The 24,983-nt window shown below is 63.8% G+C and carries 19 protein-coding genes, 1 tRNA gene and 1 pseudogene; 9 read left to right on the top strand and 12 right to left on the bottom strand.

The features are described 5' to 3' along the window. Window positions 1-3: 3 nt before the first annotated feature. The gene (locus tag HMPREF2914_RS18890; RefSeq protein WP_023092867.1) at window positions 4-2,556 is read right to left on the bottom strand and encodes a PepSY domain-containing protein; all 2,553 of its coding nucleotides are present in this window, start codon (window positions 2,554-2,556) and stop codon (window positions 4-6) included. A gap of 215 nt (window positions 2,557-2,771) precedes the next feature. Further along, window positions 2,772-5,033 carry a TonB-dependent siderophore receptor PiuA gene (gene piuA / locus HMPREF2914_RS18885; RefSeq protein ID WP_003116241.1) on the bottom strand — a complete coding sequence of 754 codons (2,262 nt, stop codon included), beginning with the start codon at window positions 5,031-5,033 and terminating at the stop codon, window positions 2,772-2,774. 217 nt (window positions 5,034-5,250) lie between these two features. Between piuA and HMPREF2914_RS18880 the strand changes: the two genes are divergently transcribed. From HMPREF2914_RS18880 to HMPREF2914_RS18870, 3 genes are all read left to right on the top strand, one after another. Then, window positions 5,251-5,931, top strand: a complete 681-nt coding sequence (locus tag HMPREF2914_RS18880) for a Fe2+-dependent dioxygenase (RefSeq protein ID WP_003110338.1) — start codon at window positions 5,251-5,253, stop codon at window positions 5,929-5,931. 2 nt (window positions 5,932-5,933) lie between these two features. Beyond that, window positions 5,934-6,749 (top strand): tetratricopeptide repeat protein, encoded by an 816-nt coding sequence (locus tag HMPREF2914_RS18875; protein WP_003110339.1) that lies wholly within the window; start codon window positions 5,934-5,936, stop codon window positions 6,747-6,749. A 122-nt stretch (window positions 6,750-6,871) separates the two neighbouring features. After that, window positions 6,872-8,674 carry a phosphoethanolamine transferase CptA gene (locus HMPREF2914_RS18870; RefSeq protein ID WP_003104902.1) on the top strand — a complete coding sequence of 601 codons (1,803 nt, stop codon included), beginning with the start codon at window positions 6,872-6,874 and terminating at the stop codon, window positions 8,672-8,674. A 55-nt stretch (window positions 8,675-8,729) separates the two neighbouring features. On the opposite strand, the gene HMPREF2914_RS18865 is transcribed toward HMPREF2914_RS18870, so the two are convergent. From HMPREF2914_RS18865 to HMPREF2914_RS18840, 7 genes and pseudogenes are all read right to left on the bottom strand, one after another. Next, window positions 8,730-9,155 carry a VOC family protein gene (locus HMPREF2914_RS18865; protein WP_003110340.1) on the bottom strand — a complete coding sequence of 142 codons (426 nt, stop codon included), beginning with the start codon at window positions 9,153-9,155 and terminating at the stop codon, window positions 8,730-8,732. A 115-nt stretch (window positions 9,156-9,270) separates the two neighbouring features. Next, entirely contained in the window at window positions 9,271-10,434 is a 1,164-nt protein-coding gene (locus HMPREF2914_RS18860; RefSeq protein WP_003094617.1) for a type III PLP-dependent enzyme, read from the bottom strand. Window positions 10,435-10,885: 451 nt separating this feature from the next. Continuing rightward, entirely contained in the window at window positions 10,886-11,590 is a 705-nt protein-coding gene (locus HMPREF2914_RS33195; RefSeq protein ID WP_369700337.1) for a methyl-accepting chemotaxis protein, read from the bottom strand. A gap of 153 nt (window positions 11,591-11,743) precedes the next feature. Continuing rightward, window positions 11,744-11,947, bottom strand: a pseudogene (locus HMPREF2914_RS33190) (HAMP domain-containing protein); the annotation flags it as partial. A 1,149-nt stretch (window positions 11,948-13,096) separates the two neighbouring features. Further along, window positions 13,097-13,933 (bottom strand): regulatory signaling modulator protein AmpE, encoded by an 837-nt coding sequence (ampE, locus tag HMPREF2914_RS18850; RefSeq protein WP_023092869.1) that lies wholly within the window; start codon window positions 13,931-13,933, stop codon window positions 13,097-13,099. Next, window positions 13,930-14,496 (bottom strand): 1,6-anhydro-N-acetylmuramyl-L-alanine amidase AmpD, encoded by a 567-nt coding sequence (ampD, locus tag HMPREF2914_RS18845; RefSeq protein ID WP_003112844.1) that lies wholly within the window; start codon window positions 14,494-14,496, stop codon window positions 13,930-13,932. Before ampD ends, ampE begins: the two co-directional genes overlap by 4 nt. Before the next feature lie 150 nt (window positions 14,497-14,646). Beyond that, a complete protein-coding gene (locus HMPREF2914_RS18840; protein ID WP_016264271.1) occupies window positions 14,647-16,902 on the bottom strand; it encodes a DUF1631 domain-containing protein in 2,256 nt (751 codons plus the stop codon). A 285-nt stretch (window positions 16,903-17,187) separates the two neighbouring features. Between HMPREF2914_RS18840 and nadC the strand changes: the two genes are divergently transcribed. Next, window positions 17,188-18,036, top strand: coding sequence for a carboxylating nicotinate-nucleotide diphosphorylase (gene nadC / locus HMPREF2914_RS18835; RefSeq protein ID WP_023092870.1), 849 nt, complete (start codon window positions 17,188-17,190; stop codon window positions 18,034-18,036). A 52-nt stretch (window positions 18,037-18,088) separates the two neighbouring features. Here the strand turns inward: nadC and HMPREF2914_RS18830 are convergent. The 3 genes from HMPREF2914_RS18830 to HMPREF2914_RS18820 all read right to left on the bottom strand — a co-directional run bounded on the left by HMPREF2914_RS18830 (window position 18,089) and on the right by HMPREF2914_RS18820 (window position 20,150). Next, window positions 18,089-18,164, bottom strand: a tRNA-Thr gene (locus HMPREF2914_RS18830). Window positions 18,165-18,216: 52 nt separating this feature from the next. Further along, window positions 18,217-19,530 carry an O-antigen ligase family protein gene (locus HMPREF2914_RS18825; RefSeq protein WP_023980542.1) on the bottom strand — a complete coding sequence of 438 codons (1,314 nt, stop codon included), beginning with the start codon at window positions 19,528-19,530 and terminating at the stop codon, window positions 18,217-18,219. Between the two features lie 155 nt (window positions 19,531-19,685). Further along, window positions 19,686-20,150 carry a pilin gene (locus tag HMPREF2914_RS18820; RefSeq protein WP_023092872.1) on the bottom strand — a complete coding sequence of 155 codons (465 nt, stop codon included), beginning with the start codon at window positions 20,148-20,150 and terminating at the stop codon, window positions 19,686-19,688. A gap of 230 nt (window positions 20,151-20,380) precedes the next feature. Between HMPREF2914_RS18820 and pilB the strand changes: the two genes are divergently transcribed. Genes pilB through yacG form a run of 5 tightly spaced genes read left to right on the top strand, consistent with a single transcriptional unit; the run spans window position 20,381 to window position 24,980 of the window. Beyond that, window positions 20,381-22,081 (top strand): type IV-A pilus assembly ATPase PilB, encoded by a 1,701-nt coding sequence (gene pilB / locus HMPREF2914_RS18815; protein WP_023092873.1) that lies wholly within the window; start codon window positions 20,381-20,383, stop codon window positions 22,079-22,081. A 3-nt stretch (window positions 22,082-22,084) separates the two neighbouring features. Beyond that, on the top strand, window positions 22,085-23,302 hold the full coding sequence (locus HMPREF2914_RS18810) for a type II secretion system F family protein (RefSeq protein WP_023092874.1): 1,218 nt from the start codon (window positions 22,085-22,087) through the stop codon (window positions 23,300-23,302). After that, on the top strand, window positions 23,303-24,175 hold the full coding sequence (gene pilD / locus HMPREF2914_RS18805) for a type IV prepilin peptidase/methyltransferase PilD (RefSeq protein WP_023092875.1): 873 nt from the start codon (window positions 23,303-23,305) through the stop codon (window positions 24,173-24,175). After that, complete coding sequence (gene coaE / locus HMPREF2914_RS18800) at window positions 24,172-24,783, top strand: dephospho-CoA kinase (RefSeq protein ID WP_003094654.1); 612 nt, start codon at window positions 24,172-24,174, stop codon at window positions 24,781-24,783. Before pilD ends, coaE begins: the two co-directional genes overlap by 4 nt. Further along, window positions 24,780-24,980, top strand: coding sequence for a DNA gyrase inhibitor YacG (gene yacG, locus HMPREF2914_RS18795; protein ID WP_003094656.1), 201 nt, complete (start codon window positions 24,780-24,782; stop codon window positions 24,978-24,980). The genes coaE and yacG overlap by 4 nt, the downstream gene beginning before the upstream one ends. The last annotated feature ends 3 nt before the right edge of the window (window positions 24,981-24,983 follow it).

Genomic DNA, 24,983 nt, shown 5'->3' with positions numbered 1-24,983 from the left:
CGTTCAGTACACGTCGCGTCGGTAACGTCCTTCGTCGGCCAGGCGTTGCAAGGCCTCCTCACCGAGCACTTCGCGCAGCACCCGGTCGACACCGCCGGCCATGCCCTGCAGGCTGCCGCAGACGTACAAGGCCGCGCCCTCGTCGATCCAGCGCCGCAGTTCATCCGCCGCTTCATGCAGGCGGTCCTGGACATAGATCTTCTCCGCCTGGTCGCGGGAGAAGGCCAGGTCCAGGCGTTGCAGCTCGCCCCTGGCCAGGGCCTGCTCCAACTCCGCACGACAGTAGTAGTCGTGGGCGAAATTGCGTTCGCCGAACAGCAGCCAGTTGCGCTTGCGCCCGGCGGCAATGCTGGCGCGCAACAGGCTGCGCAGGCCGGCGAGCCCGGTGCCGTTGCCGATGAGAATCAGCGGCACGTCATCCTCCGGCAGGTGGAAACCCGCGTTGCGGCGCAGGCGCAGGGTCAGCGCGGCGCCGAGCGGCAGGTACTCGGTGAGCCAGCCGGAGCAGATGCCCAGGCTGCCGTCGGCATGCTGCTCCTGGCGTACGATCAGTTGCAGGTCGCCATCGCTCTGCAGCGACGCGATGGAGTACTGGCGCACGGAAAGCGGAATCAGCGCATCCAGCAGCGCCTGCGGGTGCAAGCCGACCAGGTGTTCGAAAGAATCCGGCAGCAGGCGCCCGGCCAGGGCCTGCTCCAGGCTCTGCTCGACGCCCTCGACCGCCACCCGCGCCTGGCCGTCCAGGTGATGCCGCTGCAGCCATTCGCGGATGCGCGCGGGCGCCTGGTGCGGAACGATCTCCAGCAGATCGCCGGCGCGCCATTGGATGGCGCTGTCGGCCGGCGCACGCAGGTCCAGCAGCCAGGTCGACTCGCCCTGGCTGCCAGGGTTCAGGCACTCCCGCCGCGCCAGCGACCAGACCTCGAAAGCCGGCGCTTCCCAGGCCGCCGGGGCGGCACCGCCGGTCACCTCGGCCAGGCTTTCCTGCCATTGGCGCAGGGCCGCGGCGTCGCCATCATCGACCTCCACCGGGGCGAACAGGCTCCGCGCGCCCTGCCCCTGCAACCAGCCCTGCATGCGCCGGGCGAAGCCGCAGAACTGCTCGTACTGGCGATCTCCCAAGGCCAGCAGGGCGTAGCTCAGGCCATCGAGGCTGGCGGCCTGGCCAAGCACCTTGCGTTCGAAGCCGCGGGCGCTGTCCGGCGCCTCACCGTCGCCGAAGGTGCTGACCACGAACAGCGCCTTGCGCGCCTCGGCGAGTTGCCCGGCATCCAGGCGCGCCAGCGATTCGACCCGCACCGGCAACCCGGCCGCCTGCAACTGGCCGGCGCTCTGCCAGGCCAGTTGCTCGGCAAAACCGCTCTGGCTGGCGTAGCCGATCAACCAGGGCTCGCCGCTGGCGCCGGCGCTGCCGCCCAGGTCGGCGCGGCTCGCCCGTACCGCGCGTTTCTTGCGCCGGCGGTCGAGGTAGAGCAGCCAGCCGGTGATGAAGAACAGCGGCATCGCCAGGCTGGCGAGCATCATCAGGATGCGTCCGGCCATGCCGAAATAGCTGCCTACGTGCAATGCATAGACGCTGGCCAGCAACTGGCTGCCGAAAGAACGGTCGCTATAGCGCTGGTCGCTTTTCACCTGGCCGTTGGCCGGGTCCAGGGTCAGGGTGTTGAAGGCACGCTCGTGCGGCGCGTCGGTCAGGCGATAGAACACTGTCGCCGGCTGGCCGCCAGCCGGCGGCAGGCGCAGGTTGTAGGCCTGCAAGCGGTCGCCGCCGGCCTGGCGGATGCTGTTCCATACCGCCGCGTAGTCGACCACCAGCGGAGCCGCATCGGCCGGGCGCTCGCCACGTCCGCCCGGCTTGCCGCGCTGCGCCTGCTGGCCGGCGGGCGCGTCGTCGAGCAGTTTGAACAGGCCGTTGCGGTACCACTCGTAGGACCAGTACAGGCCGGTCAGCGCAGCCAGCAGGTAGAGCGCCAGGCACCAGGTGCCGGCCACGGCATGCAGGTCCCAGTTGAAACTGCGGCCCTTGCGCGACCAGTCGAGGGTCAGCCAGGCGCGCCAGTCGAGGACCTTGCGCGGCCAGCGCAGGTAGAGACCGGACAGGCAGAAGAAGATCAGGATCAGGGTGCAGGCGGCGGTGACCTGCTTGCCGTACTCGCCCATGGCGAGGAACCGGTGCAGTTGCATCATCAGGTTGAAGAAACCCTCGCCGCGCGGCTCGCCGACGAAAGCCCCGGTGTAGGGATCGATCCAGCGCGACTCGCCGCGGCGCTGTCCCGGCGGCGGGGTGTAGAAGATCCGCCCGGCCTTGTCGCTGTCCATCTCGACCCAGACGAAGGCCACTTTCCGCCCCGGCTCGGCGCCTTCGATACGGCGCACCAGTTCGTCCAGCGGCAGCACGCCCTCGGGGCGCTTCTGCACCACCAGCACGTCAGGGTTGAGCGCGCGCATCAGTTCGTCCTGGAACGACAGGGTCGCTCCGGTGACGCCCATCAGCGCCAGCACCAGGCCGGCGCTGATGCCGAAGAACCAATGCAACTGGAACCAGACTTTCTTCACAGGATCACCTTCACGGCCGCCGCGCGGCAACAACGGGACTACGCCGACGCCAAGCGCCGGCCAGACGACACGAGGACGTCGGCGGGCAATTCTATTTGATAATCAGTTGCGATAAAGCCGAATTAACGTTCTTTACGCTCTATTTACCCACCTGGATGCGGGAAAGCCCCATCCCGCAGGGGGAATGGGGCTTTCGTGGGGAGCGAGAGCGGCTGTCAGAAGTGGAAGTTCACCCCGAGCAATGCCGTGCGGCCCGGAGCGACGTGGGCCATGTGCGTGCTGTAGACCTGGTCGAAGTAGCGCTTGTCGGTCAAGTTCTGCACGTTCAGTTGCAGGTCGACGTTCTTGCTCACCTTGTAGCTGGCCATGGCGTCATAGCGCCAGTAGGACGGGATATAGGTAGAGTTCGCAGTGTTGCCGTACTGCTTGTCCACATAGGTGGTACCACCGCCGATAGTGAAGTTCTGCAATAGATCGTAGGTGGTCCACAGAGTGAAGTTGTTCTGCGCGGTCTGCGGCATCTTGTTGCCTTCGTCGCTCTTCACCGTCGACTTGCGGATTTCGCTGTCGAGGTAGGTATAGCCGCCGAAGACCTTCCACTTCTCGGTCAGCTTGCCATTGAAGCCCAGCTCGACGCCCTGCACCCGCTGCTCGCCGTCCAGTACCTGAAGAGTGGAGACATCCGGCGAAGCGACCCGGGCATTGGTCTTGTCGGTGCGGAAAAGCGCGGCGTTCAGCGACAGAGCATCGTCGAAGAAGGCCCACTTGGTACCCAGTTCGAGGTTACGGTTACGCTCCGGATCCAACCCGTTGTTGCCTACGCTGATGTCCGCCTGGCCCTCGCCGCCGGTCTCGCCGGTGGGGTTGCTCGAGGTCGACCAGGCCAGGTAGATGCTGCCGTTGGGCGCCGGTTTGTAGACCAGACCGGTCTGGTAGTTCCAGAAGTGGCTGTTGTTCTCGCGCTTGAAGTAGCCGGCGGGACCGTTGCGGCCAGCCGTCTGGTAGCCGCTGGACTTGGTATCGAAGTCGTCGTAGCGCAGGCCGAGATTCAGCTCCCATTGTTCGCTTAGCTTCAGGGTATCGAACACATAAGCCGCGCTGGTCTTGGTGTCGGTATCGGTATAGGCCAGGCCGTCGGTGATGCTGCCGGTCCAGTTGTCGCCCGGAGTCGGGCGATTCAGGCTGGTGCAGTCGCCACTGGCGAGCAATCGTGCATTGCAGGTGTTGCCGGCGCCGCCACCGGAAGTAATGGCGTACGGACGGTTGTGCACGTCCTCGTAGCTGAACTCCAGGCCGGTCACCAGGGTGTGCTTGATGAAGCCGGTTTCGAAGTTGGCCTTCAGGTCGGTCTGGTTGACCCAGCCCTTCGAGGTCGAATTGCGGCTTTTCGCCGAACGGTAGACGTAGCCGTTGGCAACGTTGCCACGGCTGTCGTCGGGGTTGCTGACGATGTAGTCGAGCGTCGTGCGCACCAGGCGGGTGCTATTCGACAGGGTCAGGTTGTCGTTCAGGTCATGCTCGATGCGGAAGGTGCCGCTGTCGGTGGTGCTCTTGCGGTAGTCGCGGTCCTTCAGGCCATAGAAGTTATCGCGATCCACCGAGGCCGGCTTGCTCGGATTGGCTTTGCTGCGGTTGACGTTGGTCAGCGGCAGGCCGTAGTCCGGCATGTCATCGGTGCTGAGATGGTAATAGGACAGGGTGGCGCGGGTCGGCGTGTCGAAGCCGAAGGTAACGGTCGGAGCCACGCCCCAGCGGCTGACGCTGACTTCGTCGCGCCCTGCGACGTGGGCATCGTGCTTCATCAGGTTGAGGCGGAAGGCGGCGTTGTCGCCAATCATCCGGTTCACGTCGAGAGTAGTGCGGCGGGTCTGGTCTGAGCCCCAGGTGAAGCCGGCGTCGGTGAAGTTGTCCTGCTTGGCGGTCTTGCTGATCAGGTTCAGGCTGCCACCGGTGGAGCCGGCGCCGGTGTAGGCCGAGCCCGGGCCCTTGCTGACCTCGATCTGCTCGACGTTGAACACCTCGCGGGTTTGCGAGGCGACGTCGCGCATACCGTCGAGGAACGTATCGCTCTCGGCGTTGAAGCCACGGATGAATGGCCGGTCGCCTGCGGGGTTGCCGCCCTCGCCCGCGCCGAAGGTGATACCCGGGGTGGTGCGCAGTGCGTCGGCCAGGGTCAGGGCGCCAGTGTCCTTGATCACCTGCTGCGGGATCACGGTCACGGTCTTCGGCGTATCCAGCAGCGGCGCGGTGTACTTCTTCGACGCCGAGCGGTCGACGTTGTAGGTGGTTTCGTCCTGCTGCTCGCCGACGATGGTGGCCGCATCCAGCGACAGTACGCGGTCCTTGTCGGTCTTTTTCTGCCCGGCCTCGTCGGCGTGGGCTGCCTGCGGTGCGGCGATGGCGGTGATGGCGACACCGATGGCCGAAGCCAGCAGACGTTGCGAAGAAACGGCGGTATCCGTGGACTGACGCGACATTCGAAACCCCTCCCCGGGAGCTGTGAAGGTCGCGGAATTTATTGCAGATCAGAATTGTTATCAATTATTACGGATTCGCATTCGACAGGAATTTACATTCTTTACAATTTTCTCATTACATTTTTTCCCATCTCGCTCGTCTACAACCTCTCGCGGTTTTACACGCCCAACGCAAATCAATATCATTGGCAATCATTTCGCCTTCATGGACAGCGCCATGTTGCTGCATATTCCCGCCATCTTCACCGCCGAGGAAGTCTCCCGGATCCGCGCAGCCCTGGAGCAGGCGGAATGGGCCGACGGCAAGGCGACCGCCGGCTACCAATCGGCCAAGGCCAAGCACAACCTGCAACTGCCGCAGGACCACCCGCTGGCCCGGGAGATCGGCGAAGCCATGCTGCAGCGCCTCTGGAACCATCCCCTGTTCATGTCCGCCGCCCTGCCGCTCAAGGTCTTCCCGCCGCTGTTCAACTGCTATACCGGCGGGGGCTCGTTCGACTTCCACATCGACAACGCCGTGCGCGACGTCCATGGCGGCCGCGAGCGGGTCCGTACCGACCTGTCCTCGACCCTCTTCTTCAGCGACCCGGAGGACTATGACGGCGGCGAACTGGTGATCCAGGACACCTACGGCCTGCAACAGGTGAAGCTGCCCGCCGGCGATCTGGTGCTCTACCCCGGCACCAGCCTGCACAAGGTCAATCCGGTCACCCGCGGCGCGCGCTACGCCTCGTTCTTCTGGACCCAGAGCCTGGTCCGCGAAGACAGCCAGCGCACCCTGCTATTCGAAATGGACCAGTCGATCCAGCGACTCACCCACGACGTGCCCGACCATCCCTCGCTGATCCGCCTAACCGGCACCTACCACAATCTCCTGCGGCGCTGGTCGGAACTCTGACCATGCGCCACCTGCTGCTCCGTCACGACGCACTGGACGCCGAAGGTTTCGCCGCACAACTGGCCGGTACCCCGGGCGAGGTTGCCCAGGCCATCCTCGGCGCTGCGCGCGAGGGCCTGACGGAAGCCCAGGCCCTGCTCGGACAGATCCTTCTGGACGGCCAAGGCATCCAGCGCGACCCGACCCTGGCGCGGACCTGGTTCGCGATCGCCGCCGGGCACGGCCACGCAATGGCGCGCAATATGCTCGCTCGCTGCCTGGAACATGGCTGGGGCGGCCCGGCGGATCCAGCCGCGGCAGCGGTCCACTATCGGATCGCCGCCCAGGCCGGCCTCGACTGGGCCCGCTACAACCTGGCCAATCTTCACGCTACCGGCCGCGGGGTGCCCCAGGACCAGCCGCGCGCCTATGCGCTGTATCGGCAAGCGGCCGAGCAGGGCCACGCGAAATCGATGAACCTGGTGGGGCGCTACCACGAAGAAGGCCTGGTGGTCGCTCGCGACCTGGCGCAAGCTGCGCACTGGTATCGACGCTCCGCCGAGGGTGGCGATTTTCGCGGCCAGTTCAGCCACGCCGCGATGCTCAGCGCCTCGGGCCGCCATGCCGAAGCCGAAACCTGGCTCCGGCGTGCCCTCGAAGGCGGCAACCTGAACTTCCTGCGCAGCGCCCGCCATGGCCTGGAGCAGTCGGCCCACCCACCGTTCCGCAGCCTGGCGCTGGCCTACTACCGACGCGCGGCGCAGTTGGGCGACGACACCGATCGAGAGGCCCTGGAACAGGCGCTCGAACGTCACGGGCACGCACGACTGCCCGCCTGACGAACAACGCACGACCCTTTGTTCACGCCCACATAACACTTTTTTGACAAGCCTTTCCCTACCCTCGCCGTTTCATCGAGGCGAACGACGATCGCGCCTCCGGTCCATCGTACGAGGCTATCGTGTCCCCCACTCCACCAAGCGTTACTCGCAATCGCATCGACTGGGCCGGCCTGGGCTGGCTGTTCCTGTTCTTCTGGTTCTTCTCCGGTATCACCCAACTGCTCCTGCTGACCTCCGGCAACAGCGGTTTCTCCGGTTTCCGCAACGCCATGGTGCTGAGCACCATCTGGCTTGCGCCGGTGTTGCTGTTCCCGCGCTGGACCAAGCCGCTGGCCGCCGTCATCGGGCTGGTGCTGTGGGCCGCCTCGCTGGTCGGCCTGAGCTATTTCGGCATCTATCACCAGGAATTCTCGCAAAGCGTGATCTTCGTGATGTTCGAGTCGAACACCGCCGAGGCCAGCGAATATTTCAGCCAGTACTTCAACCCCTGGATGACCCTCGGCCTGGTGCTCTACAGCCTGGTCGCCATCCTCCTCTGGCGCCGCCTGCGCCCAGTCTACCTGCCGCGCTTCAGCGCCCTGCCGGTGGCGGTGCTGCTGATCGTCGCGACCATCGGTTATCCGTTCTACAAGCAACTGGTCAGCCAGGGCCGGCCCTTCGACGAAGCCCTGGACAAGGTCCAGGCGCGCATGGAACCGGCGGTGCCCTGGCAATTGCTGATCGGCTACCAGCAATACCGCCAGCAGCTGGGCAGCATGCAGGCGCTGTTGCAAAAGAACGCGGCCCTACCGCCGCTGAAGAACCTCGTCGATGCCAATGGCGATACGCCGCGCACGCTGGTCCTGGTGATCGGCGAATCCACGTCGCGCAAGCACATGAGCCTCTACGGCTATCCACGCGAAACGACCCCGCAGTTGGACGCACTGAAGGCCGCGAACCGGAACCTCACGGTATTCAACAACGTGGTGGCGTCGCGGCCATACACCATCGAGGTGCTGCAGCAGGTGCTGACGTTCGCTGACCAGGAGCATCCCGACCGCTTCCTCACCGATCCGTCGCTGATGAACCTGATGAAGCAGGCCGGCTACAAAACCTTCTGGATCACCAACCAGCAGACCATGACCAAGCGCAACACCATGCTGACGACCTTCGCCCAGCAGACCGATGCGCAGTTCTACCTGAACAACCAGCGCAGCCAGAACGCCAGCCAGCTGGACGGCGCGGTGCTGGCGCCCTTCGCCAAGGTGCTGGACGACCCGGCGCCGAAGAAGTTCATCGTGGTCCATCTGCTCGGCACCCACATGAACTACAAGTACCGCTATCCCGCCGACTACGCTCGCTTCGTCGACCGTCAGGGCGCCCCGGCGGCTCTCAGCGATGACCAGGTGGAGGTCTACAACAGCTACGACAACGCCGTGCTGTACAACGACTACGTGGTCTCCAGCCTGATCAAGGGCTTCGCCAACAGCGATCCGAACGGTTTCCTGGTCTACCTCTCGGACCATGGCGAGGAAGTCTTCGACGAAGCCCCGCACGACCGTCTCGGCCGCAACGAAGGCGACCCGACCCGCGGCATGTACACCGTGCCCTTCCTGGTCTGGACTTCGCCCAGCTGGCAGCAGACCCACCCACGCGACCTGCAGGCCCTGGTCGACCGACGCTACAGCAGCGAAGACCTGATCCATACCTGGTCCGACCTCGCCGGCCTCAACTATGACCTCTTCGATCCGACCAAGAGCCTGGTGAGCAACGACTTCCAGCATGAAGTCCGCTGGATCGGCAACCCCTATGCCCACAATGGCTTGCGCGACTTCGACAAGCTGCCGCTGGACAAGGCCGACGCCGGGCAGCAGGTAGCCCAGGCCGGACGACCCGCGCCAACGACGCCGCGCGCACCGTCCCGCCAGCCGAACGAAGGCTGACCGCCGCCAAAGAAAACGCCCCGCCGAGCGGGGCGTTTTTCCATCCGTAGCGCCCTCAGGGCAAGACCAGGTTGCCCTGCTCGTCGAACGGCCAGAACGGGTTGTAGGCAATTTCCCAAAGGTGTCCATCCGGGTCGGCGACATATCCGGAGTAGCCACCCCAGAACACTTCCTGCGGCATCTTGGTCGCCTGCCCGCCGGCCGCCGTAGCTGCGGAGAACAGACGGTCCACCTCGTCCCGCGAGGCGCAGTTGCAGGCCAGGGTGATAGCCGCGAAGCCGGTCGGACGATCTTCCACCTGCGCATCCTCGGCGAGGGCGCTGCGTCCGTAGAGGCCGAGGACCAGGTTGCGGCCCTTGAGAAATACCACCTGCTCGTTGCCGTCCGAAGAGGGCTGCCAGCCCAGCGCCTGGTAGTAGAGAGAGGAGCGGGCCAGATCGGCGACCCCGAGGGTCACCAGGGAAATACCATTGCCTGTCATGTCGGCGTCCTTGTCATGGGTTGTCGAACAAGGCTGGCACGAGCGCCGCGAGGCTTCCAGAGCGACATGAAAAAGCCCCGCCGAGGCGGGGCTCTTCGTAACAGAGGCGACTGCGCTAGAGGTAGAACGCCTTCAGCGGCGGGAAGCCGTTGAACTCCACCGCACTGTAGCTGGTGGTGTAGGCGCCGGTAGACAGCCAGTAAAGGCGGTCGCCGCTCGCCAGGTTCAGCGGCAGGCCATACTTGTAGTGCTCGTACATGATGTCGGCGCTGTCGCAGGTCGGGCCGGCGATCACCACCTCTTCCATCTCGCCCTGCTTCTCGGTCCAGATCGGGAACTTGATCGACTCGTCCATGGTTTCGATCAGTCCGGAGAACTTGCCGACGTCGGCATAGACCCAGCGCTCCACGGCGGTCCGCGACTTGCGGGCGACCAGCACCACTTCGCTGACCAGGATGCCGGCATTGGCGATCAGCGAACGGCCCGGCTCGAGGATGATTTCCGGCAGGTCGTCGCCGAAGTCCTCCTTGAGGAAGCGGATGATCTCCTCCGCATAGGTTTCCAGGTCGTTGGTCTTGGTGATGTAGTTGGCCGGGAAGCCGCCGCCCATGTTGATCATCTTCAGGACGATGCCGTCTTCTTCCTTCAGGCGCTCGAAGATCACCTTGACCTTGGCGATCGCCGCGTCCCACACCGAGATGTCGCGCTGCTGCGAACCGACGTGGAAGGAAATGCCGTAGGGCTCCAGGCCCAGCTGGCGGGCCAGGATCAGCAGGTCCATGGCCATGTCGGTCTGGCAGCCGAACTTGCGCGACAACGGCCAGTCTGCGGTAGTCGAGCCCTCGGTGAGGATACGCACGTAGACCTTGGCGCCGGGAGCGGCCTTGGCGATGTTGCGCAGGTCGGCTTCGGAGTCGGTGGCGAACAGGCGCACGCCCTTCTCGTAGAAGTAGCGGATGTCCTTGGATTTCTTGATGGTGTTGCCGTAGCTGATGCGCTCCGGACCGACGCCGGTCTTCATCACCTTGTCCAGTTCGTAGATCGAGGCGATATCGAAGTTCGAACCCTTGTCGCGCAGCAGCTCGGTGATTTCGGTAGCGGGATTGGCCTTCACCGCGTAGTAGATCCTGGCGAAGGGGAAGCAGTCGGTCAGTTGGTCGTAGGCATCGGCGATGGTTTGCTTGTCGATGACCACGAAGGGGGTTTCCTGCTTGTCGGCGAAGGCCTTCATGCGCTGGAAGGTTTCAGGGGCGAAATAATCCTCGACCTTGATGGACATGGTTGGGACTCCCAATGGCAAAACACATGGATTCGTAGGGGTGAAGCTGAACGTCTAATCCGTTTCCCCACTTTGGTTCGCCTACTTCCCAAGGCATGTCGCCGAGTATCACCTGCCTGCCGGCAGCCACCGCCTGTTCATCCTGGTAGGTCGCGCGCGTGTCCCGCGCGACGACCTGGCCGCTTGAGCAGCGGACGTCGCCTTGCCACAAGGCGATCTCTCGTCGTCAGTACTTGAGCCGGATGGATCGTTTCCAGCATGGACGTTCGGGCGCGAACTTTAGGACCAAGGGGACGCGAGATCAATAAAAAAATGCCGCGATTTCGCCTCCGCTTGTCGCACCGCCGGATTGACCTGCTCAGCCTTTACCCCATGTGCATGACAGTGGGATGTCCCCGTCCGCCCAGCGTTCAATCGGGTGGACGAAAAACGTCCCGCGCAGGCCTTGCGCCTACACCCGGAACGCACCGATCAGGCGTTTCAGCTGGGTCACCTGGGCGCCCAGTTCGCGGCTGGCCCGTTCGGTCTGGCTGGCGCCTTCCGCGGTGCGCTCGCCGGCCTGGTTGATCTCGACGATGTTCTGGTCGATATCGTGGGCCACGGCGGTCTGTTGCTCGGCGGCGGCGGCGATCTGCTGGTTCTGGTCGACGATCATGCCCACCGCGCCGAGGATATTCTCCAGTGCCTGCTGCACCTGCGCCGACTCGTTGACCGTGCCATCGGCGGTATGGTGGCTGCTGCCCATCGCCTTCACCGCCGCATCGACGCCGCCCTGCAGGCGCAGGATCATCTGTTCGATCTCGGCGGTGGATTGCTGGGTGCGCTTGGCCAGCGTGCGCACCTCGTCGGCCACCACCGCGAAACCGCGCCCCTGCTCCCCGGCACGAGCGGCCTCGATCGCCGCATTGAGCGCCAGCAGGTTGGTCTGTTCGGCGATGCCCTTGATCACATCCAGCACCTGGCTGATCGAGGCGCTGTCACTGGCCAGGCGATTGATCGCCGCCACCGACTGGTCGATCTCGCCGGCCAGGCGCTGGATGCTACCCACCTGCGACTCGACCAGGCTGCGCCCGCTGAGGGTTTCCTGGTTCACGCTGTTCGCGCTGCTCACCGCCATCGCCGCGCTGCGTGCCACTTCCTGGGCGGTAGCGGCCATCTGGTTCATCGCCGTGGCCACCTGCTCGATCTGGCTGCGTTGCCCGGCTACCGCCTGGTTGCTTTCGGCCGACACCGACTCGACGCGCAGGGTCTGCCGCTCGACCTCGCCGACGGTCTGGCTGACCCGCTCGATCAGGTCGTGGATCTTCGCCACCGATTCGTTGAACGATTGTCCCAGCTCGCCCAGTTCGTCACGGCTGCGGGCCTGGAAGCTGACCGTCATGTCGCCGCCGGCGACGCGCTCCATCATTCGCCCGAGATCCTTCAGGGTGGCGCGGGTGGAAACGTAGAAACCGCCGTAGAGGTATAGGATCGCTGCAAAAACCACGGCCAGCGCGGCGACTAGCAACAGCATCTGCGTGCGCACCTGTTGCAGGCGCTTTTGCAACTGGGTATCGAGATAGCCGAGAACGGCGTCGTCGAGCTGGTAGGTCTTGTCCATCGCCGCGCTGACCTGATCGTAGAACTGCGTCCACGGGGTATCCAGCGTCTCGGCCACGATCACCCGGTCCTCGAACAACTGCCCCAGGCTCTTCAGGGTCTCGCGACTGGCCTGGGCGGCCTCCTCGAGCGCCGGTGGGCTGCCGGCCAGGGACTCCTGCAGCTTCAGGCCGTACTCGCCATGCAGTTTCTCGAACTCCAGCAGCAGTTCGTCGAGCCGCGCGCTGGAGGACGAATTGAGGAAACCCTGGCCCAGGGAGTAGGCGCCGATGGCGCGCCCCTTGCTGATGGCCGCCGTCACCTCCGGCGTTATCGCACCGACCAGCTCGCTGAGCTGGCGCACCTGGCGCTGGCTGTCCTGGCTGAGCCCGGCCTGGGCGATAAGCAACTTGATGAATACCTGTGCGCTACCGAGCAGCTTCTCCGCCCGTGCGCCCTTGCCCTGCAAGGACCCTTCGGCCTCCACGGCCTGCAAGCCGTTGAGCAACCGGTCGCGCTGGGCCTCGAATTCGGCTACCGCCGCACCATCCTCGCTGAGCGGCGCCAGCGCCTCGAGCCGCCCGCGCAGCCCCTTCTGGACGTCCGCGATGCGCGCTTCCAGATCGCCGGCCTTGCCGGACTGGCCGATGACCGCATTGATCTGCAACAGATCGTTGAGAGACTCCAGGCCACGCCGGATCTGAAGTCCGCTACCCAGCAGCGTCAAGCTCTGCAGTTCGATCCGGGTGTCGCTGAACTGGCGATAGGCATCGCGCACCAGATAGAAGCTGGTGATCAGCAGCGGCAGGAAGAACAGCACGCTGATCAGGCCGAACTTCATGCCGAAGCTGAGCCGGTTCATCAGCGCGATAGCGGGATAGAGTACGGTCTTCACCCAGACGTCTCCTGATTGTTCTTATCGTTCTGAGAGATGCCGCCGCGTGGCGACATTGACGCACGGAGTCCGCTCGGTAATGGCCTTTCGAAATCATGCGGACACGTTCACCTGTGTACCCGATATCGGCCTGGTGTTCTGTAACTTAAGGTTAACGGGGAATCGCAGGCGGATTCCCCGTCGCTGCGCTCAGAGGAACAGCGCGCAGAAGGCGAACACGGCGTACCAGAGCACGGCCGCGCGCACCAGCAATTGCCAGAGCGCATCCAGGCTGGCGACGCCGGCGGCACCCAGTTCGACCGCTTCGACATCGCTGGCGACCCGTCCGGCCTTGCCCAGCAGCGCGGCCGCCGAGATGTCCCAGGCCAGCAGCCAGTGCAGCAGCACGCGGATAACCGCGAGGAAGTTGCCGACCAGGGCGAAGCTCAGCACCAGCGCACGCACCGGCAACCAGTCGAAGATATGCCGGACGCGCGCCGCCTGTTCGCGCAACGCCGGCTGGCGGGCGTGCTCCAGCGCCAGTGCCAGCAGGCGATAGGCCAGGGCCGCCACCGGGCCGAGCAAGGCATACCAGAAGATCACCGCGAAGAAGCTCTGGTAGCCCTGCCAGAGCAAATGGCTGTGCACCCGGCCGATCAGTTCGCTCTCGCTGCCGCCCAGGATCCCCAGATCGCGTTCGGCGACATGGAAGGCAGCCTGGGCCTCCTCGCGCCGCCAGGCGTCGCGGAACGGCCCGAGGTCGGCCATGACGTCGCCGCGGCCGAGACTGTAGACCACCACCAGAAGATGCAGCGGAAGGCTCAACCAACCATAGGCCAGCGGCTGCAGCAATGTCAGCAGCAGGGCCAGCGGCAGCAACGGCAGGACCACCGCGAGCAGCAGCCCCAGCCAGGAGCGGCGGGACACCGAGGGCAGGTCCTCGACCAGGCCCAGCCAGGCGAGCCAGGCGCCATCGCGCTGGATACGCCGGCGCCAGCCGGAGAACTTCTCCAGCGCAAGGGCCAGCAGCAACACCAGGAACGTCATGTTTCCTCCTTGGAATCGGTCAATCCGGCGCGGTAGCGCGACCAGTCGAAAGCCTCGCCGGGATCGGTCTTGCGCTCCGGGGCGATATCGCAGTGGCCCTGGATGCGTTCCGGGGTGATCCCCGGGAAGGCCGCGCGCAACAGCCGCGTCAGCCCGGCCAGGGCAGTGTACTGCGCGTCCGTGTACGGTTCCGTGTCGGTCCCCTCCAGTTCGATGCCAAGGGAGAAGTCGTTGCACGCCTCGCGACCGTCGAAGCAGGAAACCCCGGCATGCCAGGCGCGGTCGTGACAGGAGACGAACTGGGTGATGGCGCCGTCGCGTTCGATGAGGAAATGCGCGGAAACCGTCAGGTGGCGGATCTCCTCGAAATAGGGATGTTCGTTCGGGTCCAGGCGATTCTGGAAGAACGCCTGGACCTTGCCGGTGCCAAACTGTCCCGGCGGCAGGCTGATATTGTGGATGACCAGCAGCGACACCGCGTCCCCTTGCGGACGCAGGTTGAAATTCGGTGAAGGGCAGTGGCGGACGCCACGGACCCAGCCGGTAACGGAATCGAAATGCATACGGGCTCCTGAACGAGCCCCCACTCTAATCCAGCGGCGCCGGAATGACGATCAGGCGGGCTCTGGATCGGCCGCATCGACATGCTTCGAGGAAAGGTATTCCCCGCAAGAACGAAAAGACCCGGCATCCGCCGGGTCCTCGAGAAGCGGCTAGGCGCCCTTGAGGCGCCGCAGGTTGCCGATCACCGACTCCAGGGCCCGGTCGAACAGCAAGGCATCGTCCAGCAGGCGTACCGCCTGCCGGCGAAACTCCACCGCCAGGCCCATGCGGGTCTTTTCCAGGACCTTCATCCCGGTGCGATTGACGAAGATGTAGCGACCGGTGGGCCGGATCACTGCCGCCAGCTTGCAGCGCAGCTTGTGCTCGGCGTCCTCCTGGATCTCCACCCAACTGCCGACACGCAGCGCATCGACCCGCAGCAGTGCCTCGTCGTTGTCCGGCAGGCGCACTTCGCTCTCGACAGGCGCCGGGGCGGCGTCCGGCGAGGTCAGGACGATTTCCTCGACCACCCGCAGCATGACCGGCGCCCGGGGCTTTTCCGCGGCCGTGCCCGGGGTCGCTTCGTCGAGCAGGGGGCTGTCCGCGACCGCCGCCTCGCCGCGCTTGTCGCGCTGCAGGCCCTGGACATGCAGGGTTTCCAGCTGGCTGAAGAATTCACCGGTGGAAAACGGATCGAAGGCTGCGCTGGCCAATCCCTCGCGCAGCGCCTTGAGCAGGCCTGGCACGCGCTCCAGCAACTGTTGGCGGGACAGCGGATCATCATGCGGGCCGACGCTCCAGATCAGCTCGTCCATGGTATCCAGGGCCTCCCGCCACTCGGCCGAAGCCTTGCCATGCTTGAGGCAGATCAGCAGCATCACCTTGCTCCAGGCATCCCGCAGCAGGCGCACCACCACCTCCGGCAGGACCTTGCCGAGCAGTCGCTGGTTCAGCACCTGCTCCACGTCCTGCCGGGCCAGTTCGGCCTTGGCGCGGCCTTCCTCGGCGTCGCGGGTGCGTTGCTCGAGGAGCTCGCTGCGGCGGCGCTCGTCGCCGGTGAAGGCAATGAAGTCCTCCAGCAACTCGGCGAAGATCGCCGGGTCGTCGACGAAGTCGTTCAACAGCCGCATCACGACCTGTTCGATCTTCTGGTACAGGCTGTCGCGCCGGGCATCATTGTGTTCGGCCCAGCCCAGCGACGCGGATGCGATCTCGTTGAGCAGGCGACGCGCCGGATGGCTACCGCGGCTGAAGAAGGTCTTGTCGAGCAGGGCCACCTTGAGCATCGGGATCTGCATCCGACCGATCAGGGCCTTCAGCGAATCAGGCAGGGTGCGGTCGTCGAGAATGAACTCGAACAGCATCGACACCAGGTTGATGACGTCATCGTCCACCTGGCCGACCACCCGAGAACGGCCGCTCTTGTGGCTGACCCGCTGGAGCAGTTGGTCGACCCCATCGCGGACGTCGAACTCCGCGGCGCCAGGGCCCGGCAAGTGCTGTTGCAGGTGGGAAAGCAGGCGCATCAGGTCGTTGCTGGAAATCGGCGCGGCATTCTCAGGCGTTTCACGACGGTAGAAGGAAGGATTGTCGCGGACCTGCGCCAGCAGTTCCTGCAGCGCGCCGAAGACTTCCTGCTGACCGCCGTCGAGCAGCGCAGCCTGTGCCTGCAGGGTCCCGGCATCGCGCACCGCTTCGGGACGGACAGCGGGCTGACGCCGCGGCAGCGCGGATTTGAGTTCCGGCAGCACGCCCGCAGCGACCAGGATCTGGTTGGCCTCGGCGTACAACTGGTCGCAATGGGCCAGGACGTACTTCTCGAACAGCTTGAGAATGATCAGCTTGACCTTGATCTCGACGCCGAGCCCCTGGCAGGCATCGAGGAAAGCCGCGGTCAGCGGACGCGGAGCGAGGGGATTGCTCTTCTCGTCGACCTTCCGGCCGACCAGGGTGTTCAGGCGGGTGCTCAGGTGGGCCAGCGCGGTGGCATCGCGGCTCATCACCCGCGCCACCATCGCGTCCACCGCGACGGACTCCTCCAGTTCCTCGTTCTGTACCAGGCTGAGGCTGTCGAAGGACACGGTATCCAGGGTCGGCACGGATTTGCCGGACTGTACCTGGTTGAGCGCCGAGAACTCCTCGAAGACCTTCTGCAGGTAGACCCGCTCGATACTCTTGCGCTTGAGGCGCAGGTCGCGCATGGCTTCGAAGAAAGCGTTCTGTTCGAGGTTGCTGGTGGCTCGGTCGGCCATTTCGAAGAGGGTGTCGTCGGCGTTGTCGAACAACGCCTGCAACGCCTGTTTCAGCTGCAGCGCCGCCTTGTCGCGCACCTGCACGAGGATGACCGGCAGGCGCCCCGCTCCGGCGTTCGGCGACGGCTCGGAAGCGACCCTGGTCAGGTGCACCACATTGGCATCGTTCTGCATCGGGACTCTCCTGCCACCCTCGCGGCCGCGCATGGAATGGCAAAAATCGGGCACAGAGGATCGATTGGCGTCGTCCGTAACGTCAATTTCCAGGCGTCAAAAACAAGTATCTACATTCATTATAGAGATACTTTCAAATCTAGATAGAGGGTTTTCCTATAGACATGACTCTCTTCACACAAGCGAAGGCCGATGAATGGCGGCCGTCCCGACCGGCGCCCAGGTAGGCACAGACGCCGTCCGCCGCGCTCCGTATAATCGCCCGATCTCGTACAGGAGCCCGCCATGCCTAACCTCACCCTTGCCGACCTCCAAGGCGAAATCCAGGCCAACGTCCGCACCGCCCTGGCGGAAGACGTCGGCGGCGGCGACCTTACCGCTCAGTTGATCGATCCACAACGCGAGGCCGAGGCCCGGGTGATTACCCGCGAGCACGCGACGATCGCGGGCCGCGCCTGGGTCGACGAGGTCTTCCGCCAGGTCGATCCGCGAGTGCTGGTGACCTGGCAGGTGGAGGACGGCCAGCGAGTCGAGCCGAACCAGATGCTGTTCCAGCTAAAAGGTCCGGCCCGCGCGCTGCTCACCGGCGAGCGCAGCGCGCTGAACTTCCTCCAACTGCTTTCCGGTACCGCTACCCGCAGCCAGCACTACGCCGACCTGGTCGCCGGCACCGCGGTGAAGCTCCTCGACACGCGCAAGACCCTGCCAGGCCTGCGCCTCGCGCAGAAGTACGCGGTCACCTGCGGCGGTTGCCACAACCATCGCATCGGCCTCTACGATGCCTTCCTGATCAAGGAAAACCACATCGCCGCCTGCGGCGGTATCGACCGGGCAATTGCCGAGGCCCGGCGCATAGCACCCGGCAAGGCGGTGGAAGTGGAAGTGGAGAACCTCGATGAACTGCGCCAGGCGCTGGAGGCCGGCGCCGATATCGTCATGCTCGACGAACTCAGCCTGGACGACATGCGCACCGCCGTCGCCCTCACCGCCGGCCGTGCCAAGCTGGAAGCTTCCGGCGGAATCAACGAGAGCACCCTGCGCAACATCGCCGAGACCGGCGTCGACTACATCTCCATCGGCACCTTGACCAAGGATGTCAGGGCCGTCGACCTGTCCATGCGCCTCACCCTCTGAACGAATCGCAGGCATAAAAAAGCCCCGCCGAAGCGGGGCTTTTTTATGCGACTGGTGCCGGATAGAGGAATCGAACCCCCGACCTTCTCATTACGAATGAGCTGCTCTACCGACTGAGCTAATCCGGCGGCGCGGGGAAGGTATCACTCGGCACAGCCGGATTTCAACCGATATTCCCCCTCACATGGGAATCCAACCCTGAATCCAGAAACGTGGCGCCTCACCGCCGCCGTGGATTTCCAGGTAGCGCTCCTCGGCCGCGGTCAGCCCCGGCACTTCGAGCAGCAGCACGCGCCCCAGCACGACAATGACAACGACAGCCAGGCCCCGACAGAGCCAGCGCTGTGCGGGGGACGGCGCGACCGGCTTCGACCAGCGCGCCATGGCGATGCCTACCAGCAAGGCCAATACGGTCTGGGTGAAGGGCATGACGAACACGCCGTCCACTTGGGCCAGGACCAAGACCGAAACAAGGGCCAGCCACAGTCCGGCGTCCATCGGATCGCCCTGTTCACGCAGGTAACGCGCGCCGCGAAGCAGACCAAGGGTCATCAGTCCAACCACCAGAAGGCCAGCGACCCCGCCCCATTCAGCGAACCACTGCAGCAGCATCTGGTGCGGGTGGGCACCGACGCTGTTCGGCACCGCCGAGAAATGCATGGGCCCGACCCCAAGCAAAGGATGGGCTACGAACATGCCCCAGGCATCTCGCCACAACACGTCGCGCAGAGACAGACCACTGCGCATACCGGACATGAGGGTCATGTCGATACCTAGCCAGGTCGGCAAGGCAACCATTAACAGGAAATAGAGCGCCAACCCGACGAATGCCGCGGACAACTGGACGATCAAAAAGCGGCGCCCCACGGGGCCGATCCAGCAAAGCGCAAGATGCGCGACGGCGAAACCCAACCAGAGCCCGCGTCCAGCCAAGGCGAAGGAGATGCACCATTGGATGGCCAGCAGCAGCATGACAAGCCAGGACAGTCTGAACCGCCCGGTCTCTCGCAGGTACAACCCCAGCGCAGCCATCAGCGGCAGCAGCATGGCCTGGAACTGCCCCATGGTCCGGACGTTGGAAAAGCCGCTGAGCAAAACCGTGGGATTCAACTCACGGAGTCCGCTGACGAAGGCCGCGAGATAGGAAAGCAGGAACTGGTAGCAGAAGAACCCTCCCAACACGACCAGCCCCCAGATAGCGGCACGGCGAACCCACTCGGGACTGACGGAAATATTGAAGGAGAACAGCATCAGGCCGGAGAATACCGACCACTCCTTGAGCGCCCAGGAAGAATTATCAGAAAGAAAGGAGGAAAAAACACCCAGCCCGAGAGTCAACAATAGAGCGGCAAAAACCTTTCGCCTAATAAGCGAAGAAGGAAAATACAAGAAAAAAAACAGTGACGAGCCACTCAGCAACAGCAACTGGAATATGCGTTGCTGGTCGTGCCAGTTCGGAGAAACCCCATAATGAATTACAGTCGATAGCAGCATAGCCGCTATCAGGGATAGCAGTGCAAGCCCTACGAAAGAAGGCAAAGCAGTCCCGTCTTGCCAGATCACTCTTGTTCGATTCATCGCGAGTCCATAATGAAAAACCCCGCAATGCGGGGTTTTTCATTTACCACTAGACCAGACCGAAAAGCCTATTAGGATTTCGGGCAATTGGCCGGAGCGTAGTTGGCTTTCCAGTTGGTCGGCTTTCCAGTGATGCCGCAGGTCCATACTCCTTTATCATCACGCTTGACAGTGATGACAGCGCCAGCAATACCTTTACCAGAAGAGCCGCCCAAGGTACCAGAAATCTCCGGAGTTGCGGTATCAGCTTTGTCAATCTTGATCTGCCCCTTACCGTCACCGGTAAGCAGAGTAGAACTGGTAAAGCCAAGATCATACTCATCGTTTTTGGGAGAATCGTTAGAAACGAGCTTCTTACCTTCCAGAATCGCCGACTCCGCAGCGGTCTTCAGCGCGCTGATTTCACTCACGGCACGGGTCACCTGGGTACGGGCGGTGTAGTCCTGATATTGCGGGATGGCAATGGCGGCCAGGATGCCGATGATCGCGACCACGATCATCAGTTCGATCAGAGTAAAACCCTTCTGAGCTTTCATGAATATCTCCATGTGGTATGTATAGGCCAAACGCCTTCCCCCTCCAAAGCAGGTTGCATGCCAACCTTTCAAACGCCCTCCTTTCGCAACTCTCGCGGGGACTTCGAAAGTGTTCCGCTCTCCCCTGCCGGCAATATGTGACACTTTTTGGCATCTCGGAATCGTCGGTTTGGCAGCCTTTGGCATCTGCGTTATAAGTCTCGCTCCAAGCCTTCTTCAGATGTTCCCCAATGAACGATTCCACGCCTCTCAGCGGCCTTGCCAAGCAACTGGTCCTGAACGAACTCCTCGACGAAAAGACCGCCCGCCAGGCCCAGGTGCAGGCCGCGCGCAACAAGCAGTCGCTGGTCAGCCACCTGGTCCAGGCCAAGCTGGTGCAGAGCCGGGCGTTGGTCGAGGTGGCCGCCGAGCAGTTCGGCATCGCCTATTGCGACCTGAACAGCCTGGATCGGGAAAGCATTCCGAAGGATGTCATCAGCGAGCGCCTGGTCCGCCAGCACCGCGTGTTGCCGCTGTGGAAACGCGGCAACAAACTGTTCATCGGTCTCTCCGACCCGACCAACCATCAGGCGGTCACCGATATCCAATTCAGCACCGGCCTCACCACCGAAGCCCTGCTGGTAGAGGACGACAAGCTCAGCGTAGCCATCGAGAAGCTTTACGAGGGCGCCATGGACGCCCTCGGCGACCTCGGCGATATCGATCTCGACGGGGTCGATGTCGGCAAGGCGGAAAGCGCCAGCCAGGACGACGGCGGCGACGATGCCGAAGATGCCCCCGTGGTGCGCTTCGTCAACAAGATGCTGCTCGACGCCATCCGCGGCGGCTCTTCCGACCTGCACTTCGAGCCCTACGAAAAGACCTACCGGGTGCGCTTCCGTACCGACGGCATGCTCCACGAGGTAGCCAAGCCGCCGATCCAGTTGGCCAGCCGCATTTCCGCGCGACTCAAGGTGATGGCCGGCCTGGATATCTCCGAACGACGCAAGCCGCAGGACGGGCGGATCAAGATGCGCGTGTCGAAGAACAAGTCGATCGACTTCCGCGTCAACACCCTGCCGACCCTGTGGGGCGAGAAGATCGTGATGCGGATCCTCGACTCCTCCAGCGCGCAGATGGGCATCGACGCCCTCGGCTACGAAGAGGATCAGAAGGAACTCTATCTGGCTGCGCTCAAACAGCCACAGGGCATGATACTGGTCACCGGCCCCACCGGCTCGGGCAAGACGGTTTCGCTGTACACCGGCCTGAACATCCTCAATACCACCGACATCAACATCTCCACCGCCGAAGACCCGGTGGAGATCAACCTGGAAGGCATCAACCAGGTCAACGTCAACCCGCGCCAGGGCATGGACTTCTCCCAGGCGCTACGCGCCTTCCTGCGCCAGGACCCGGACGTGATCATGGTCGGCGAGATCCGCGACCTGGAGACTGCCGAGATCGCCATCAAGGCGGCGCAGACCGGGCATATGGTGATGTCCACCCTGCACACCAACAGCGCCGCCGAGACCCTGACCCGCCTGCTGAACATGGGCGTGCCGGCATTCAACCTGGCGACCTCGGTGAACCTGATCATCGCCCAGCGCCTTGCGCGAAAACTCTGTTCGCACTGCAAGAAAGAACACGACGTGCCGAAGGAAACCCTGCTTCACGAGGGCTTCCCGGAAGACAAGATCGGCACCTTCAAGCTGTATTCGCCTGTAGGCTGCGAAAACTGCAAAGGCGGTTACAAAGGTCGCGTCGGTATTTATGAAGTGGTTAAAAACACCCCCGCCCTGCAGCGGATTATCATGGAAGAAGGCAACTCCATCGAGATCGCCGAGCAAGCCCGCAAAGAAGGCTTCAACGATCTGCGCACCTCAGGCCTGCTGAAAGCCATGCAGGGAATCACCAGCCTGGAGGAAGTCAACCGCGTGACCAAGGATTAATCCATGGCGGACAAAGCGTTAAAAACCAGTGTCTTCGTATGGGAAGGCACTGACAAGAAAGGCACCAAGGTCAAGGGCGAGCTGTCCAGCCAGAACCCGACCCTGGTCAAGGCGCAACTGCGCAAGCAGGGCATCACGCCGGTCAAGGTCCGCAAGAAAGGCATTTCCCTGCTGGGGGCGGGGAAGAAGATCAAGCCTATGGACATCGCACTGTTCACCCGCCAGATGTCCACCATGATGGCCGCCGGCGTGCCACTGCTGCAGTCGTTCGACATCATCAGCGAAGGCTTCGACAATCCGAACATGCGCAAGCTGGTGGAGGAGATCAAGCAGGAAGTCGCCAGCGGCAACAGCCTGGCCAACTCGCTGCGCAAGAAGCCGCAGTACTTCGACTCGCTCTACTGCAACCTGGTGGACGCCGGCGAACAATCCGGCGCCCTGGAAACCCTGCTCGACCGGGTCGCCACCTACAAGGAAAAGACCGAGGCGCTGAAGGCCAAGATCAAGAAGGCCATGACCTACCCAATCGCGGTGATCGTCGTCGCCATCATCGTTTCGGCGATCCTACTGATCAAGGTGGTGCCGCAGTTCCAGTCGGTGTTCGAGGGCTTCGGCGCCGAACTGCCGGCCTTCACCCAAATGGTCATCAATATCTCCAACGTGCTCCAGGAATGGTGGCTCCTGGTACTGCTGATGATGGGCGGCGCCGGCTTCCTGCTGAACCACGCCTACAAGCGTTCGGAGAAGTTTCGCGACGCCACCGACCGCACGGTACTGAAGCTGCCGATCGTCGGCGCCATCCTCTACAAATCCGCCGTGGCACGCTACGCGCGGACGCTGTCGACCACCTTCGCCGCCGGCGTGCCATTGGTGGAAGCCCTCGACTCGGTTTCCGGCGCCACCGGCAACGTGGTGTTCAGGGACGCGGTGGGCAAGATCAAGCAGGACGTTTCCACCGGCATGCAGCTGAACTTCTCCATGCGCACCACCAACATCTTCCCCAGCATGGCCATCCAGATGACCGCCATCGGCGAGGAATCGGGCGCGCTGGACGACATGCTGGCCAAGGTCGCTGGCTTCTACGAGCAGGAAGTGGATAATGCCGTGGACAACCTGACCGCCCTGATGGAACCGATGATCATGGCGGTCCTCGGGGTCCTGGTCGGTGGCCTGATCATCGCCATGTACCTGCCGATCTTCCAGTTGGGCAACGTCGTCTAAATGACCCTCCTCGACTACCTGGCCAGCCATCCGCTGGCCTTTGTCTTGTGCGCCATCCTCCTTGGCCTGCTGGTCGGCAGCTTCCTCAACGTCGTCGTGCATCGCCTGCCGAAGATGATGGAGCGCAACTGGAAGGCCGAGGCCCGCGAAGCGCTCGGGCTGGAGCCGGAACCCAAGCAGGCGACCTACAACCTGGTGCTGCCGAATTCGGCGTGCCCGCGCTGCGGCCACGAGATCCGCCCCTGGGAAAACATCCCGCTGGTCAGCTACCTGGCGCTGGGCGGCAAGTGCTCGTCCTGCAAGGCCGCCATCGGCAAACGCTACCCCCTGGTGGAACTGGCCACCGCGCTGCTTTCCGGCTACGTCGCCTGGCATTTCGGCTTCACCTGGCAGGCGGGCGCGATGCTCCTGCTTACCTGGGGCCTGCTGGCGATGAGCCTGATCGATGCCGATCACCAACTGCTGCCGGACGTGATGGTGCTGCCGCTGCTCTGGCTGGGTCTGATCGCCAACCATTTCGGCCTCTTCGCCAGCCTCGACGATGCGCTGTTCGGCGCGGTGTTCGGCTACCTGAGCCTGTGGTCGGTGTTCTGGCTGTTCAAGCTGGTGACCGGCAAGGAGGGCATGGGCTACGGCGACTTCAAGCTGCTGGCCATGCTCGGTGCCTGGGGCGGCTGGCAGATCCTGCCGCTGACCATCCTGCTGTCGTCGCTGGTCGGGGCGATCCTCGGGGTGATCATGCTGCGCCTGCGCAACGCCGAAAGCGGCACGCCGATCCCCTTCGGTCCCTATCTGGCGATTGCCGGGTGGATTGCTTTGCTCTGGGGTGATCAAATAACCCGGACCTATCTGCAATTCGCCGGATTCAAATGACCCAACCCTGGATACTAGGCCTCACGGGCGGTATCGGCAGCGGCAAGAGCGCAGCCGCCGAGCATTTCATTTCCCTCGGCGTCCACCTGGTGGACGCCGACCATGCCGCCCGCTGGGTGGTGGAGCCGGGGCGTCCGGCCCTGGCGAAGATCGTCGAACGCTTCGGCGACGGCATCCTCCTGCCCGATGGCCAACTCGACCGCGCCGCCTTGCGCGAGCGGATCTTCCAGGCGCCGGAGGAACGGCGCTGGCTGGAGCAATTGCTGCACCCGCTGATCGGCGCGGAGATCGTCCAGTACCTGGCCAGGGCCGAATCGCCCTACGCCATCCTGGTCTCGCCGCTGCTGGTGGAGTCCGGCCAGCGCCAGATGACCCAGCGCGTGCTGGTGGTGGATACCCCGGAACATCTGCAACTACAGCGCACCATGCTTCGCGACAAGGTCTCCGAGGAGCAGGTGCGCTCGATCCTCCAGGCCCAGGCCCGGCGCGACGAGCGCTTGAAGCACGCCGACGACGTGCTGGTCAACGACGGCGACCTGTCCCACCTGCAGCGTGAAGTCGAACGACTGCACGCCTTCTACCTGACCTTGCGAGGAGGCCGAGCATGAGCCAGCCCCTGACCGTGGAGTGCCCGACCTGCGGCGCGCCCGTCGAATGGAAAAGCGACAACAAGTACCGCCCCTTCTGCTCCGACCGCTGCAAGCTGATCGATCTCGGCGCCTGGGCCGCCGAGGAACATGCGATCCCCGGCGACACCCTGGAAGACGACATCTTCTCCGCCGACCTGCCGCCTCGCGAGCATTGAACG

The organism is Pseudomonas sp. HMSC067G02 (genome assembly GCF_001813485.1).
Lineage (GTDB): Bacteria > Pseudomonadota > Gammaproteobacteria > Pseudomonadales > Pseudomonadaceae > Pseudomonas > Pseudomonas aeruginosa.
The sequence above is the reverse complement of the archived record's forward strand: the minus strand, read 5'-3'. Positions and strand labels throughout refer to the sequence as shown.